The sequence below is a fragment of the Micromonospora sp. S4605 genome (genome assembly GCF_003176715.1).
GTDB classification, from domain to species: domain Bacteria; phylum Actinomycetota; class Actinomycetes; order Mycobacteriales; family Micromonosporaceae; genus Micromonospora; species Micromonospora echinaurantiaca.
This window is the reverse complement of the sequence record NZ_QGSW01000291.1, coordinates 1-15,476: the sequence shown is the minus strand read 5'-3', so window position 1 is coordinate 15,476 and position 15,476 is coordinate 1. Positions and strand designations below refer to the sequence as shown.

At 72.6% G+C, this 15,476-nt stretch carries 12 protein-coding genes; 6 read left to right on the top strand and 6 right to left on the bottom strand.

Annotated features, from left to right (window positions below; all coding sequences use genetic code 11):
- Positions 1-42 precede the first annotated feature (42 nt).
- The 6 genes from DLJ47_RS26095 to DLJ47_RS26070 all read right to left on the bottom strand — a co-directional run bounded on the left by DLJ47_RS26095 (position 43) and on the right by DLJ47_RS26070 (position 8,512).
- Positions 43-1,008: a hypothetical protein gene (locus tag DLJ47_RS26095; protein ID WP_109903732.1), complete on the bottom strand. Its 966-nt coding sequence runs from the start codon at positions 1,006-1,008 to the stop codon at positions 43-45.
- A complete protein-coding gene (locus DLJ47_RS26090; protein WP_109903730.1) occupies positions 1,005-3,479 on the bottom strand; it encodes an AAA family ATPase in 2,475 nt (824 codons plus the stop codon). Before DLJ47_RS26090 ends, DLJ47_RS26095 begins: the two co-directional genes overlap by 4 nt.
- Positions 3,479-4,627 (bottom strand): exonuclease SbcCD subunit D, encoded by a 1,149-nt coding sequence (locus tag DLJ47_RS26085; RefSeq protein WP_109903728.1) that lies wholly within the window; start codon positions 4,625-4,627, stop codon positions 3,479-3,481. Before DLJ47_RS26085 ends, DLJ47_RS26090 begins: the two co-directional genes overlap by 1 nt.
- A 12-nt stretch (positions 4,628-4,639) precedes the next feature.
- Positions 4,640-5,746 carry an IS630 family transposase gene (locus DLJ47_RS26080; RefSeq protein ID WP_109903726.1) on the bottom strand — a complete coding sequence of 369 codons (1,107 nt, stop codon included), beginning with the start codon at positions 5,744-5,746 and terminating at the stop codon, positions 4,640-4,642.
- A gap of 46 nt (positions 5,747-5,792) precedes the next feature.
- On the bottom strand, positions 5,793-7,544 hold the full coding sequence (locus DLJ47_RS26075; protein WP_109903724.1) for an ATP-binding protein: 1,752 nt from the start codon (positions 7,542-7,544) through the stop codon (positions 5,793-5,795).
- Between the two features lie 221 nt (positions 7,545-7,765).
- Positions 7,766-8,512, bottom strand: coding sequence for a pyrimidine reductase family protein (locus tag DLJ47_RS26070; protein WP_109903722.1), 747 nt, complete (start codon positions 8,510-8,512; stop codon positions 7,766-7,768).
- 151 nt (positions 8,513-8,663) lie between these two features.
- Between DLJ47_RS26070 and DLJ47_RS26065 the strand changes: the two genes are divergently transcribed.
- From DLJ47_RS26065 to DLJ47_RS26040, 6 genes are all read left to right on the top strand, one after another.
- Positions 8,664-9,209 carry a plasmid pRiA4b ORF-3 family protein gene (locus DLJ47_RS26065; protein WP_109903720.1) on the top strand — a complete coding sequence of 182 codons (546 nt, stop codon included), beginning with the start codon at positions 8,664-8,666 and terminating at the stop codon, positions 9,207-9,209.
- Between the two features lie 259 nt (positions 9,210-9,468).
- A complete protein-coding gene (locus DLJ47_RS26060) occupies positions 9,469-10,779 on the top strand; it encodes an extracellular solute-binding protein (protein WP_109903718.1) in 1,311 nt (436 codons plus the stop codon).
- A 152-nt stretch (positions 10,780-10,931) separates the two neighbouring features.
- A complete protein-coding gene (locus tag DLJ47_RS26055; RefSeq protein WP_109903716.1) occupies positions 10,932-11,915 on the top strand; it encodes a carbohydrate ABC transporter permease in 984 nt (327 codons plus the stop codon).
- Positions 11,916-12,040: 125 nt separating this feature from the next.
- A complete protein-coding gene (locus DLJ47_RS26050; protein WP_109903776.1) occupies positions 12,041-12,820 on the top strand; it encodes a carbohydrate ABC transporter permease in 780 nt (259 codons plus the stop codon).
- On the top strand, positions 12,817-14,250 hold the full coding sequence (locus DLJ47_RS26045) for a GH1 family beta-glucosidase (protein WP_109903714.1): 1,434 nt from the start codon (positions 12,817-12,819) through the stop codon (positions 14,248-14,250). The genes DLJ47_RS26050 and DLJ47_RS26045 overlap by 4 nt, the downstream gene beginning before the upstream one ends.
- 82 nt (positions 14,251-14,332) lie before the next feature.
- Positions 14,333-15,379 carry a LacI family DNA-binding transcriptional regulator gene (locus tag DLJ47_RS26040; protein ID WP_109903774.1) on the top strand — a complete coding sequence of 349 codons (1,047 nt, stop codon included), beginning with the start codon at positions 14,333-14,335 and terminating at the stop codon, positions 15,377-15,379.
- The last annotated feature ends 97 nt before the right edge of the window (positions 15,380-15,476 follow it).

Sequence of the window (15,476 nt, the reverse complement as noted above, 5' to 3'; positions counted from 1 at the left end):
CGCGTCGGTCCTCCGCCGCGCGCGCCGCCCGTCGGCGCGGGATCAGGGGCGGCGGGCGGCGGGGCGGGCGGCGGCGGTCAGCGCCCGGTGCAGCAGCCGGGAGTCACCGAGCAGCGCCCGCAGCCGGCGCTCCAGGCCGGCGATCGGGATCAGGTTCTGCGGGGCCCGCGGGTCCTTGTACGGCGTGGAGGCGAACCGGGGCAGGGTGACCAGGGACAGGTCGGCCAGCTCGACCGCCTCTTCGATGGTCAGGTCGGCCGAGCACTCCATCCGGACGATGCCCGCCCAGGGCGCCCCGGCGGCCACCGGCAACCGCAGGTACCAGGACCAGCCGCCCCAGGCGGTGCCGAGCCGGAACACGGGGGAGCGCTGGCCGGCGGCCAGGCCGGTGACCACCGCGGTGAGCCGGGCGTCCAGGTACTGACTGTGCTGGGTCTTGATGTAGCCGAGGGTGCGGGGCAGCTGCCGCCGGTTGCGCAGTGGACCGTCCACCACCAGCAGGTCGCCGTCGACCCGGGCGGCGCCGGAGACCTCCACCTCCAGCGCGGTCAGCGGACCCTGCACGGCCGCCGGCAGCTTGGCCAGCTCACCGGTGCCGCTGACCCGGTGCACCGGATAGCGGACCCGCCCGGCCACCACGTCCTCGGCCGAGGGGCTCGCGGTGAACAGGCCCCGGCCCACCCGGGTGCCGGCCAGCTGCGCTGCGCCCCGTTGCAGGTCGCAGCGGACCACCCCGGCGGCGTAGGAGGCGGCCAGGCCGGGAAAGGAGCTGCCGTCGGCCTCCGCCGTCCAGACGCTGGCGTCGATCCGGCGTACCCCGTCGACGAGCAGCACCACGTCCGGCGCGCGCAGACCCGGGCGCACGTCGATGGCCCGCCAGTCCACCGCCGGCAGCTCGGCGTCCGGGTCGACCTGGGCGCTGCTCGGCGCGGCCGGCCCGGACGCCGACGCCTCGAACGACGCCCCGTACGCGGGATCCCACGCGTCGACGAAGAACCGGGCGGTCACCGGCCGGTCCGTTCCACCCGCGCCGACCGGGCGTCCTTGCGTACCTCGAACCGGACCGGGATGCGCTCGGCCAGCGCCGGCACGTGGGTGACCACGCCGACCATCCGGTCACCCCGGGCGGCCAGGCTCTCCAGGGTGGCGGCCACCGTGTCCAGGGTGGCCGCGTCGAGCGTGCCGAAGCCCTCGTCCAGCACGATCGACTCCAGGCTCGCCGCGGTGGTGGACATCCCGGCCAGCTGCTCGGAGAGCGCCAGCGCGAGCGCCAGCGACGCCTGGAACGTCTCGCCGCCGGAGAGGGTGCGCACGCCCCGGCGCAGCCCGGCGTCGTGGTGGTCGACGACGAAGAACTCGCCCTTGTCGTGCACCAGGTCGTACTGGCCGCCGGAGAGGTCGCGCAGGATCCCGGAGGCGCCGTCGACCAGCAGGTCCAGCGCCTCGGCCAGCAGCCACCGCTCGAAGTTGTTGGCCCGCAGGTGCCCGGCGAGCGCCCGGGCCACCTGCGCCTCACGCTCGTGCCCGGCGCGTTGCTCGCGCAGCCCCGCCGCCTGCTCCCGCCGCTGCACCAGTTGCCGCCGGTCGGCCTCGGCCCGCTCGACGGCCACCGCGGCGGCGCGGACCGGGTCGTCGGCGGCCGGCAGCCCGGCGGCGGCGAAGAGGCCGGCGATCCGCTCGGTCGCCGCGTCGGCGACCCCCTCGGCCTCGGCCACCGCCGTGACCCGCCCGGCCCGCTCCGCCCGGCGCTGCTCCGCCTCGGCCCCGGCCCAGTCGGTGAGCGTGGTCCAGGCCGCCGCGACGTCCTCCCGGTCGGTCACCGGCGGGCCGAACCGGGCCAGCCCGTCCCGGGCCGCGTCGAACGCCCGCCACGCCGCGCGTAGCCGCTGCTCGGCGGCGTCCACCGCGCCCCGGGCCTTGCGGGCCGACTCCCGGCCGGCGCGGACCGCCCCGCCCGCCTCCTCCAGCGACCGCCGCAGCCGGGCGTGCTCGGCGAGCCGGTCCCGCAGCGCCTCGGCCGTCGCGGCCCCGGTGAGCTGGGCGTCCAGCTCGGCCAACCGGCCGTCCAGCTGGTCCTGCCGGGCGCGGGCCTGCACCAGCACCCGCTCCAGGTCGCGGGCCGCCGTGTCGCGCTCCTGCACCAGCCGCCGGGCCGCCTCGCTGGCCGCCCGGGCGGCCTTGCCGGCCGCCACCGCGCGGGCCACCGCCGAACCGGCGGGCACCGCCGGCACCGTGGCCACCACCTGCTCGCAGACCGGGCAGGCGTCACCGTCGGTCAGGTGCGCCCGCAGCGCCACCGCCTGGTCGGTGGCCTTCGCCTCCTCGTGCGCCTGGAACGCCGCCGCCAACTCCTCCTCGGCCCGCTCGGCCGCCGCCCGCGCCTCGGCCAGCGCCCGCACGGCCGCGTCGTGCTCGGCCCCGGCCACCGCCAGCGCCGCCCGGACCGCTTCCGCCTCGCCGGCCAGCTTCTCCCGGTCGGCGTACGCCTTGAGCTGCAGCCGCAGCGCGCTCTCGTCGCCGGCGGCGGCCAGCTCGCCCCGGAGCTTCTCCTCCCGCTCCTCGGCCAGTGCCACCGCGCTGGCCGCCGCGTCGGCGTCGGCACGCGCGGCGGTCACCGCCCGGGCCACCTCGGCCACGCCGGCCGGCGCCCGCACCGCGCCGAGCACGGCCAGGTCGGCGTCGAGGGCGGCCAGCGCCGCCTGCGCCTGCCGGGCCGTGGCCCGGGCCGCGTCCAGCTCCGGTACGGCCGCGGCCACCGCCCCGGCCAGCTCGCGTAGCCGGTCGACCTGCGCGGTCACCGCCTCCAGCGCGGCGTCGTCGACGTCGGTCAGCCCGCCGAGCAGCTGGTCGACCGTCTCCAACCGCGCCTCGGCCTGCGCGGCCCGCGCGGTCGCCTTCTTCTGCACCTCCTCGTAGACCCCGAGGCCGAGCAGGTTGACCAGGATCTGCTGCCGGGTGGCCGGCTTGGCGTGCAGGAAGTCGGCGAACTGGCCCTGCGGCAGCACCACGCAGCTGGTGAACTGCTCGTACGGCAGCCCGACCGCCTCCAGCACCGCCTCGTCCATCTCGGCCGGCGTGCCGGCCACCACCTCGCCGAGATCCTCCGGGCTGAGCCCGGTGTCCAGCTTGGTGACGTCGAACCCGGCCGGCATCAGCTGCAGGCCGGCGTTGGCCGTCTTGACGTTGCCCCGGCCGTCCCGGCGCACCACCCGGGTGGCCACGTAGCGGGCCCCGCCGGACTCGAAGACCAGCCGGACCCGGGCCTCGGTGGCCGACGGCGCCAGGGCGTTGGCCAGGCCACGGGCGCCGCCCCAGCGGGGCACCGTGCCGTAGAGGGCGAAGCAGATCGCGTCCAGCACCGTCGACTTGCCCGAACCGGTCGGGCCGACCAGGGCGAAGAAGTCGGCGTCGGTGAAGTCGACGGTGGTCTCGTCGCGGAAGACGGTGAAGCCGGCCATGTCCAGCCGCATCGGGCGCATCAGTGCTCGACCTCCTCGAGGAGCTCGTCGAAGAGCTCCCGGACTCCGTCGTCGGCGTGCCCCCGGCTGCTGAGGTAGTCGGCGAAGAGTTCGCTCGGGGAACGGCCGGCCCGCTGGGCGACCCGGGTGCCGCTGCCCGGCGCCGGCACCAGCTCCGGGTCGATCCGGATCTCCAGCGCCCGGGGCAGCAGCTCCTGCACCTCCTCGCGGAGCCCGGCGCGCGGCTGCTCCCGGACGTACACCCGCAGCCAGCCTTCCGGGGCGTCGATCTCGGCGAGCTGGGCCAGCGTGCCGCGGACCGTCCGCAGCGGGGTCGCCGCGGCGACCGGCACCTCGCGGATCTGCGCCGCCGTCGTCGCGGTCACCTCGACCAGCGTCACCGACGGGACGTTCTCCTGCTCGCCGAAGTCCACCGCCAGCGGGCTGCCGCTGTAGCGGATCGGGCACGGCCCCTGCACCCGCTGCGAGCGGTGCAGGTGGCCGAGCGCCACGTAGTGCGCGGTGCCCGGGAAGACCGTCGCCGGCACCGCGTAGCCGAGCACGGTGTGCGCGTCCCGCTCGCCGCCGCCGGTGGCCGCGCCGACCACCGTCAGGTGCGCGGTGACCAGGTGCACCCGGTCGGGCTCGGTGAAGCTCTCGGTGAGCCGGCCCAGCACCCGGCCCAGGTGGTCGGCGTACGTCTGGGTGGTTTCGGCGGCGGTCAGCTCGTACATCTCCACCGCGCGGATCGCGTAGCGCTGGGACAGGAACGGCAGCGCGGCCAGCCGCCACCGCTCGCCGCCCGCGGTGGTGCCGTCGACGACGTGCTCGTCGGGGTTGTCGCGGACCCCGCCGCGCAGGGTGATGCCGGCGGCCTCGGCCCAGGGGCGCAGCGCGTCCAGGGCCTGCCCGTTGTCGTGGTTGCCGCCGATGGCGACCACGTCGGCGCCGGTACGTCGCAGCGCGGTCAGCGCCCGGGTGACCAGCCGGGTGGCCTCGGGCGTCGGCGCCGCGGTGTCGTAGAGGTCACCGGCGACGATGACCAGGTCGGGCCGCTCGGCCCGGGCGATGTCGATCACCCCGGCCAGCACCTGCTTGTGCTCCTCGGCCCGCGACTGCCCCTTGAGGACCTTGCCGACGTGCCAGTCCGAGGTGTGCAGGATCTTCACGCGTTCGCCCCCCTAGTGTCCTGAGTCGTTGGAGAGTTGATTAATTCTGGTGCAGTAGTTGGCGAGGTTGTCCAGGATCTCGTCGGCGGTCTTGACCCATACGAAGGGCTTGGGGTCTTCGTTCCATGCGGCGATCCAGGCGTTGACGTCAGTTTCGAGGTCCTTGACGCTGCGGTGGCTGCTGCGGCGTAGTTTGCGGCGGGTCAGTTCGGCGAACCAGCGCTCGACCAGGTTGAGCCAGCTGCCCGAGGTCGGGGTGAAATGCAGGTGGAAGCGGGGATGCGCGGCCAGCCAGGTCCTGATCGCCGGGGTCTTGTGGGTGGCGTAGTTGTCGCAGATCAGATGGAGATCCAACTCGGGCGGAGTGTTCGCGTCGATGGTCTTGAGGAACCGCAGGAACTCCTGATGCCGGTGGCGGCGCTGGTGCTGGCCGATCACCTTGCCGGTGGCCACGTCCAGCGCCGCGAACAGGCTGGTGGTGCCGTACCGGATGTAGTCGTGGGTCTGCCGCCCAGGCACACCCGGCATCATCGGCAGCGTCGGCGCGCTGCGGTCCAACGCCTGCATCTGGGATTTCTCGTCGACCGCGAGGACCATGGCCTTGTCGGGCGGGTCGAGATACAACCCGACCACGTCGCGGACCTTCTCGATGAACTGCGGGTCCTTGGACAGTTTCCACGTGTCCACCAGATGCGGCTTGAGGCCGAACGCCCGCCAGATCCGAGAGACCGCGGTCTGGTTCAACCCGACGGCCTTGGCCATCGACCGTGTCGACCAGTGCGTGTCGTTGTTGGTCGGCGCCTCTTCGAGTGTCTTCACGATCACCGCCTCGACCTGCTCATCGGTGATCTTCCGAGTCGCGCCCGGGCGCGACTCGTCCGACAGGCCCTCCAGCCGGTCACGAACAAACCTGGCCCGCCACTTGTTCACCGTCTGCGGCCACACCCCCAACGCCGCGGCGACGTCCTTGTTCGTCGTACCCTCCGCACACGCCAACACAATCCGCGCCCGCAACGCCAACGCCTGCGCCGTTTTCGCCCTACGCGACCACGACAGCAACGTCTCACGTTCCACATCGGACAACACAAGCTCGGCTTTCGGGCGACCCGTTCGCGGCATACCCACAGCCTAACCAACTTTGGTAACGGATCAACGACTCGGGACACTAGAACGGGATATCGTCGTCGGCGCCGCCGCCCGAGCCGACCACCGCGAACGGGTCGGCGGACTGGGTGATCGAGCGCAACGTCTCGGACGGGGCCCGGCCCGCCTCGGAGACCCGGGTCGCCCAGGCGGGGAAGGGGAACTCCAGGCAGAGCGGCACCGGGATGTCGGGCTGGTTGACGAACATGGTGCCGGGCTTGGCCAGCAGCGCGCGTTGCCGCTGGGCGGGGGGCAGGAAGCCGTACTCGGGGCGGGACGCCTCGGCCGGGTCGAGCCGGCCGACCACCCGGATCGCCGAGTTGGTGACGATCCGCCGCTCCACCTCGCTCGCCGTCTGCTGGGCGCCGATCAGGATCACCCCGAGCGACCGGCCCCGCTCGGCGATGTCGAGCAGCACCTCCTTGATCGGCGAGGAGCCCTCGCGGGGGGCGTACTTGTTGAGCTCGTCGAGCACCACGAAGAGCAGCGGCTTGGCGGTGCCGGCCTTCTCCTTGCGCTCGAACTCGCTCTTGAGCGTCACGCCGACCACGAACCGCTGCGCGCGGTCCGGCAGGTTGTGCAGGTCGACCACGGTGACCTGGGCGCTCTCGGCGGTGTTGATCGAGTGCGGCCGGCGGGTGGCCAGGTCGCCCCGGATCAGCCGGGAGAGGTCCTTCTTGCTGCCGATCAGCCGCCGGGCGAACGCGTTGACAGTGCCGAGCCCGACCGCGCTGCCGGCCCACTCCGAGCGGGTCTCGTCGTCGTTGAGCTGCTCGACGACGTGGTCGACCAGGTCGGCGTACGAGCCGAGCCGGACGCCGTCGAGGCTCACCCCGCCGTCGGCGGGCTGGGCGTGCCGGGCCAGGTGGGCGGCGACCGAGTGCACCACCATCGTGTACTGCTGGCGTTCGTCGTCGGCGTCGGCGAAGACGTAGGGCAGCAGCCGGTCGGCGCAGAACTCGCTCAGCGTCCAGTAGAAGCTGTCGACCCCGGTGAGCCGGCTGCTCACGTCGGGGGTGCCGGACGAGTCGCCGACCCGCGGCGGGGCGTAGACCCGGACGTCGGGGAAGGCGCCGGCGGTGAGCCCGAGCCGGGCGTAGCCGGCGCGGGTGCCGTCGTCGAGGCGGGTGTTGGGGTGGTCGAGGAAGAGCAGATCCTCGCCCTTGACGTTGAAGATGAGCGCCTTGGCGTTGACCGCGTCGCCGCCCAGCACGCCGGAGCGGAACACCGAGTAGAGCAGGAAGGTGGCGAAGCTGGTCTTGGTGGCCACCCCGGAGATGCCGGAGATGGAGACGTGCGCGCCCCGGGTGCCGTCGAGGAAGTCGGCGTTGAGGTAGACCGGCACCCCGTCGCGGCCCATGCCCATCGGGATCCGCCGTTCCATCCGGTCGAAGTGCAGCGCGCGGGCCCGCGCGTCGCCCTCGGCACGGTGCACGACCGCGCCGGGCGACGGCGGCACGTAGAGCTCGGGGTCGACCCGGGTGGTGGTGATCTCGGCCGCCTCCTGCACCTGCGCGGGGAGGGTGCCGTCGGCGATGGCGAAGACGTCGGAGTCGAACTGGGCGCCCTCGTGCCGGGCGCGCACCTGGGTGACCACCCCGGCGATGGTCACCGGCTCGCGGTCGGGCAGCTCGCGCCGGGTCACCACCACGTCGTCGAGCTGCAGGTAGCTGCCGGGGGAGACCGCCGTCCAGAACTGCAGCGGGGTGGCGTCGGCGGTGCCCAGCACCCGGCCGACCCCCTCGCCGGGGCCGTCGACGTCGTCGTCGGTCATCGCAACTCCGGTCGGCTGGTCATCGGGGTGGGGAGGCACGCCCTGCATCCTGCCCGAGGAGTACGACAGGTCGCCACGCGACGCGGCGGACGCCACGGGGAGAAGGAGCGGCCTTCACCGACCGGGACCGGGCAGCTGCCCTGGGTGAACCTCCGGGCCGTGACGTGGCCTTCGGCGCCCGGCGCCGGCGGACTGGCGGCCGGCCGTCTCCCGGCCCGGCGTCAGTCCCGGGCGTAGCGCAGCAGCAGCACCCCGTCCTCGGCGGCGAGCACGTGCCGCAGCGGCAGCTGCCGCACCGGGCTCGGGTCGCCGGCGGTGATCCGGCCGGGGCCGGGGCCGGCGAGCAGCGGGGCGACAGTGAGGCAGACCTCGTCGACCAGGCCGGCCGCGGTCAGCGCGCCGAACAGCCGCGGGCCGCCCTCGCAGAGCAGCTGGTCGTGGCCGCGGCGGCGCAGCTCGGCCAGGCCGGCGGCGAGGTCGACCGTCTCCGTGCCGCAGCGCACCAGGTCGACGACCTCGGTGAGCCCGGGTGGCGCGGCGGCGCCGGCGTGGGTGAGCACCACCGGGCGGACCGGGGCGTCGGCGAACGCGGCCTGTGCCGGGTCGAGGTCGAGCGCGCCGGAGACCACCACCAGCGTCGGGTACTCGGCCAGCCCGTGCGCGCGCCGCCAGGCCCGCCGCTCCGGGCTCAGCCGGACCGCCCGGTAGCCCTCGTGGCGCAGCGTGCCGGCGGCCACCACGAGCGCGTCGCAGAGCATCCGCAGCAGCCCGAAGACCCGCTTGTCCGGCTCGCCGGAGAGCCCGGCGGAGTAGCCGTCGACGCTGACCGCGCCGTCGACGCTGGTCACGAAGTTCACCCGCAGGCGCGGGTGGTCGCCCCGGGGGTAGAGCGCGATCAGCGCGTCGTCGTCGAGGGGCTGCGGGTGCGGTGCGGGCCAGAGCCGGGAAATCGGGATTTTGACGCTCATTCGCTGGCCGGACCGGTGACCGGAGGGGTGGGCCGGGGGGTACGGTGCTGGCAGTCGCACCAGTTCCGGCCCGGACAGTCGTCGTGCCGCCTCGCCCGGCACGCTCGGCAGATCATGCTGGCAAGCCTAAGCCGAGGGAGGATGGAACAGCATGCCGCGTCAGATCTTCCAGCTGAAGATTTCCCTGGCCGGGGTCCGGCCGACGGTCTGGCGCCGGGTGCTCGTCCCCGGTGGTTACACCCTCGACCGGCTGCACCGGGTGGTGCAGCACGGGATGGGCTGGCGCGACTGCCACCTGCACTCGTTCGAGATCGACGGCCGCCAGTACGGCGAGCCCGACCCGGACGGCGAACTGGCGCTCGCCGACGAGTTGGACGTCCGCCTCGACGCGGTGGTGGGCAAGGGCAGCCGGTTCCACTACACGTACGACTTCGGCGACTGGTGGGAGCACGACCTGGTGGTGGAGGACGCGGTGACCGCCGACCCGGAGGTGCGCTATCCGTCCTGCCTGGACGGCGCGCGGGCCTGCCCGCCGGAGGACATCGGCGGCCCGGTCGGCTACCACGCCCTGCTGGCCGCGCTGGCCGACCCGCGTCATCCGGAGCACCGGTCGATGCGGGAGTGGGTGGGCGACCGCTTCGATCCGGCCGCCTTCGACCCGGGTCGGGCCGACACCCTGCTGCGCCGCTTCTGCTGAGCGCGACCACCCGCGGCGCGCGGCGCCTTCCGCTGACGCGGTAACGATCTGGGAACGCTCCCATCGACCTATTGACACTCTCGACACACCCCAGCAATCTCATGGGAGCGCTCCCGACGGGTGCGCACTCGCTCGGCGCCCGGCTCGGCGGCGGGTGGACCTCACACGAGCCTGGAACACCTCCGGAAGCCAGCACCGACGCACCAGCGTCAGGCATCCGCAACCCACCACACGAACCACCACCTGAGAGGGGTCAGGGATGAGCGTCATCGGGCGCCGATTCCGCACTGTCGCGGTCGCCGCGCTCGCCGTGGGCGTGGCCCTTGGCAGCACGGCGTGCAGCAAGAAGAACGACGACGAGGCAAGCGGCGAGGGCGGGCAGGTCAAGCTGGTCCTGCAGACCTTCCAGAACTTCGGCTACGACCAGGCCATCAAGGACTTCGAGGCGGCCAACCCGAACATCAAGGTCGAGCACCAGAAGATGGGCGAGCTGCGCGACTTCCAGCCGAAGCTGGTGCAGTGGCTCGCCGCGGGCAGCGGGGCCGGCGACGTGGTCGGTCTGGAGGAGGGCGTCCTGCTCGGGTACGTCCAGAACCACGACAAGTTCACCAACCTGCTCGACCTGGGCGCCGGTGAGCTGAAGGCCAACTTCCCCGAGTGGAAGTGGAACAACGCGCTGACGCCGGACGGTAAGAAGCTGATCGGGCTCGGCACCGACGTCGGCGGCCTGGCCATGTGCTACCGCAAGGACCTGTTCCAGCAGGCGGGCCTGCCCACCGACCGCGAACAGGTCTCCCAGCGGATGAGCACCTGGCAGGACTACATCGCGCTGGGCAAGGAGTTCAAGGCCAGCGGCAAGGTCAAGGCGGCCTGGCTGGACAGCGCCACCAGCCTGATGCAGCCGCACGTCATGCAGAACTCCGAGACGTTCTTCTTCGACAAGGACAACAAGTTCATCGGTGACACCAACCCGGTGGTCAAGCAGACCTGGGACATGGGCCTGCAGATGGCGGCCGACGGCCTCACCGCCAAGGCGCAGCGGTGGAGCGCCGACTGGGACGCGGCCTTCAAGAACTCCGCCTTCGCCACCCTGCCCTGCCCGGCCTGGATGACCGAGGGCGTCATCGCCCAGCGCTCCGGCCCGGCGAACGCCGGCAAGTGGGACATCGCCAGGATTCCCGGCGGTGGCGGCAACTGGGGCGGGTCGTACCTCGCCGTTCCGGCCCAGACCAAGCACCCGAAGGAGGCGTACCTGCTGGCCAAGTACCTGACCAGCAAGGAGGGGCACCTGGCGGCGTTCAAGGAGGCGGGCGCCATGCCGTCCGACATCGCCGGCCTCGAGGACCCGGCGTTCAAGGACAAGACCAGCGAGTACTTCAGCGGCGCCCCCACCGGCAAGATCTTCGGGGAGAGCGTCAAGAACATGAAGCCGGTCTTCCTCGGCGCCAAGCACCAGCAGATCTGGGAGACCATCGTCGAGCCGCAGATGCAGGCGGCCGAGCGCGGCCGGCTCAGTTCCGACGCGGCCTGGAAGAAGGCGATGGACGAGGCCAAGAAGGCGGCCAGCTGAGTCGCCGGTGACCTGCCGGGTCCGCGGGCGTCAGGTGCCCGCGGACCGGCGGCGGCGCCCACACCCGGCCCGGGTGTGGGCGCCGACCCCGCGGACGCCCGACGGCGACCTGCGCCGAGGTCACCAACGCCCACCTTCCGGAAGGACCCGCAATGAGTTCCACCGTCGGCGCGGTGCCACCATCGGCTGCCGCCTCCCCGCCCCAGTCCACCCCGCAACACCGGCGCCCGTCGTTCCGACTCGGCCGTTGGGACATCAAGTACTCCCCGTACCTCTACATCGCTCCGTTCTTCGTCCTCTTCGGGGTCTTCGGCCTCTTCCCGGTCCTCTACACCGTCTACGTCTCGCTCTTCGACTACGAGTTGCTCAGCGGCACCAAGGAGTTCGCGGGCCTGGAGAACTACCGCGTCCTGATGGCGGACGCCCAGTTCTGGAACGCGGCGTACAACACCGTCGGCATCTTCGTCCTCAGCACCGTGCCGCAGCTCGTCGTGGCGCTGCTCCTCGCCAACCTGCTGAACCGGCAGATGCGGGCCCGCACCGTGCTGCGGATGGGCATCCTCATCCCCAACATCACCTCGGTGGCGGCGGTCGGGATCATCTTCGCGCTGATCTTCGCGGACCGGTACGGCCTGATCAACTGGCTGCTCGGCACCGTGGGCTTCGATCCGATCGCCTGGCGGGACAACCGCTACGCCTCCTGGTTCGCGATCTCGTTCATGGTCGACTGGCGGTGGACCGGCTACAACGCGCTGATCTACCTGGGCGCCATGCAGGCCATCCCCAAGGACCTGTACGAGTCGGCAGCGCTGGACGGCGCCTCGGCCTGGCGGCAGTTCTGGACGATCACCGTGCCGCTGATCCGGCCGACGATCCTCTTCACGGTCGTCATCTCCACCATCGGTGGCTTCCAGATCTTCACCGAGCCGCTGATGTACGGGTTCGGTCTGGTCCGTGGCGGCGCCGACCACCAGTTCCAGACCCTGGCCATGTACATCTACGAGCAGACCTTCACCGGCAACGCCGAGTACGGGTACGGCTCGGCGATGTCCTGGCTGCTGTTCATGATGATCATCATCTTCGCGCTGATCAACTTCGCGCTGGTACGCCGCTCGGTGAAGGGGGAGAAGAAGTGACCACCGCGCAGACCCTTCCCCGGTCGGTGACCCCACCCCCGCCGGTCCCGCAGCGCCGCCGGCGCAGGCGGGTGCCCGGCGCTCAGCTCTGGCAGGCCAGCCCGCTGACCTACCTCGCGCTGATCATGGGCTCGGTGCTCTCGGTCTTCCCGATCATCTGGTCGTTCATCATCGCCTCCCGGGACAACAGCGCGGTCTACGAGATGCCGCCGGTCCCCGGCGACCAGCTGTTCAACAACATCGACCGGATGCTGGCCAACGAGGACGCGGCGTTCGTCTACGGCCTGGTCAACTCGGCGGTGGTGTCGAGTGTGGTCACCATCTCGGTGATCTTCTTCTCCAGCCTGGCGGGCTTCGCCTTCGCCAAGCTGAAGTTCCGGGGCAGCAACGCGCTGCTGCTGGTGATCATCCTGACCATGATGGTGCCGACCCAGCTCGGCGTCATCCCGCTCTACATGATGATGGTCGAGCTGGAGTGGACCGGCACCCTGCAGGCGGTCATCGTGCCGTTCCTGGTGCAGGGCTTCGGCGTGTTCATGATGCGCCAGTACGCCATGTCCGCGATCAGCGACGAGTTGATCGAGGCAGCCCGGCTGGACGGCTGTTCCACCTGGCGGATCTACTGGAACGTGGTCCTGCCCGGGCTGCGGCCGGCGGCGGCGGTCCTCGGCCTGCTGACCTTCATGCAGACCTGGAACGAGTTCCTCTGGCCCTTCATCGTGCTCACCCCGGACACCCCGACGGTGCAGTACTCCCTGAAGATCCTCTCGTCCGGGCCGTACCAGACGGACTACGTGGCCCTGTTCGCCGGCACCGCGCTGGCGACTCTGCCGCTGCTGATCGTGTTCATCATCTTCGGCCGCCAGATCATCGGCGGCATCATGGAAGGCGCCGTCAAGTCGTGAGCAACCCCGCCACCCCACCCGCCCTCGGCGTGCTCGACGAGCGTCCGCCGCTGACCTTCCCGCCCGGCTTCCTCTGGGGCGCCGCCACCGCGGCGTACCAGATCGAGGGCGCGGCGGCCGAGGGCGGCCGGACCCCGTCGATCTGGGACACCTTCAGCCACACGCCGGGGCGGGTGGTCGCCGGGCACACCGGCGACGTGGCCTGCGACCACTACCACCGGCTCGACGCCGACCTCGCGCTGATGGCCGAACTGGGGCTGAAGTCGTACCGGTTCTCGGTCTCCTGGCCGCGGGTGCAGCCCGGCGGCTCCGGCCCGGCCAACGCCGAGGGGCTGGACTTCTACCGGCGGCTGGTCGACGGGCTGCTGACCCACGGCATCGAGCCGTGGCTCACCCTCTACCACTGGGACCTGCCGCAGCCGCTGGAGGACGCCGGCGGCTGGCCGGCCCGGGACACCGCGGGCCGGTTCGCCGACTACACCCACCTCGTCGCGGACGCCCTCGGCGACCGGGTGCGGTACTGGACCACGCTCAACGAGCCGTGGTGCTCGGCGTTCCTCGGCTACGGCTCCGGCGCGCACGCCCCGGGCCGCTCCAACGGGGCGGACGCGGTCCGGGCCGGGCACCACCTGATGCTCGGCCACGGCCTCGCCGTGCAGGCGCTGCGCGCGTCCCGGCCGTCGGCCGAGGTGGGGGTGACCGTCAACCTCTACCCGGTCACCCCGGCCAGCGACTCGCCCGCCGACGCGGACGCCGCGCGGCGGATCGACGGGTTGGCCAACCGCTTCTTCCTGGACCCGCTGCTGCGCGGGTCGTACCCGGCCGACCTGCAGGCCGACCTGGCCACCGTCACCGACTTCGGGCACGTACGCGACGGAGACCTGGCGGTGATCTCCACCCCGCTGGACCTGGTCGGGATCAACTACTACAGCCGGCACGTGGTGGCCGCCCCGGTGGCGGGCGTCGCGCCGGAGAAGTACTGGCGGTCGCCGTCCTGCTGGCCGGGCAGCGAGGACGTCCGGTTCGTCACCCGGGGCGTGCCGGTGACCGACATGGACTGGGAGATCGACGCGCCGGGCCTGGTGGAGACCCTGCGCCGGGTGCACGAGGAGTACACGGACCTGCCGCTCTACGTCACCGAGAACGGCTCGGCGTTCGTCGACGCGGTGATCGACGGGCAGGTCGACGACACCGACCGGCTCGCCTACTTCGACGCCCACCTGCGCGCCTCCCACGAGGCGATCAGCGCCGGGGTGCCCCTGCGCGGCTACTTCGCCTGGTCGCTGATGGATAATTTCGAGTGGGCCTGGGGTTACACCAAGCGGTTCGGCATGATCTACGTCGACTACGACAGCCAGGCCCGCATCCCCAAGTCCAGCGCCAGGTGGTACGCCGAGGTGATCCGACGCAACGGTCTGGCCGCACAATAGCGAGGACCAGCCAGCACCGGGCGGTCCCGGCGCCACCTCACGCGAGGTGCGCCGGGTCCGCCCGACGTCGGAGGAGCAGACCATGACAACGCAGCGCACCCGGTCGCTCGGCCGCCCGACCCTCGACGCGGTCGCCGCCCGCGCCGGCGTCGGCCGCGGGACGGTGTCCCGCGTGGTCAACGGGTCGCCCCAGGTGAGCCCGGAGGCCCGGGCCGCGGTGCAGCAGGCCATCGCCGAGCTGGGGTACGTGCCGAACCGGGCCGCCCGCGCCCTGGTCACCCAGCGCACCGACTCCGTCGCGCTGGTCGTCTCCGAATCCGGCGACCGGGTCTTCACCGAGCCGTTCTTCGCCGGCATCGTGCGCGGCATCAGCTCCGCGCTGCTGGAGACGCCGATGCAGCTCTGGCTGGCCATGGCGCAGTCTCCGGTGGAACGGGAACGGGTCGAGCACCACCTGACCAACCAGCACGTCGACGGGGTGCTGCTGCTGTCGCTGCACGACTCCGACCCGCTGCCCACCCTGCTCGAGGAGCGCGGTCTGCCCGCCGTGCTCGGCGGCCGCCCGGCCCGGATGCTGCAGCCGGGCGCCCAGCCGGCCTGGTACGTCGACGTGGACAACGTCGGCGGCGCCCGCCGCGCTGTGGAATACCTCGCCGGCCGGGGGCGGCGGCGGATCGCCACCATCGCCGGCCCCCAGGACATGGGCGCCGGCCTGGCCCGGTTGACCGGCTACACGGAGGCGATCCGGGCCGCCGGGGGCGGGGTCAACCCGGACCTGGTGGCGTACGGGGACTTCAGCGAGGAGAGCGGGGCGGCCGGCATGCGGCGGCTGCTGGAGGTCTGCCCCGAGCTGGACGCGGTCTTCGTCGCCTCCGACCTGATGGCGTTCGGCGCGCTGCGGACGCTGCGCGAGGCGGGCCGGCGGGTGCCCGAGGACGTGGCGGTGGTGGGCTTCGACGACGCGCCGGTCGCCCGGCAGGCCGACCCGCCGCTGACCACCGTGTTCCAGCCGGTGGAGGAGATGGGCCGGCAGATGGCTCAGCTGCTGGTCGCCCGGATCCGCGGCGACGAACTCCCCGCCCCCCACATCCTCCTCGACACCCAACTCGTCGAACGCGCCTCCGCCTGACCCCCGCTGATCATGAAGTTGTTGCCGTGACCCGCCGGTGTCGCGCGCAACAACTTCGTGATCACCGGCCCGGGAGGGGCCGGGTGGGGGGTGAGGG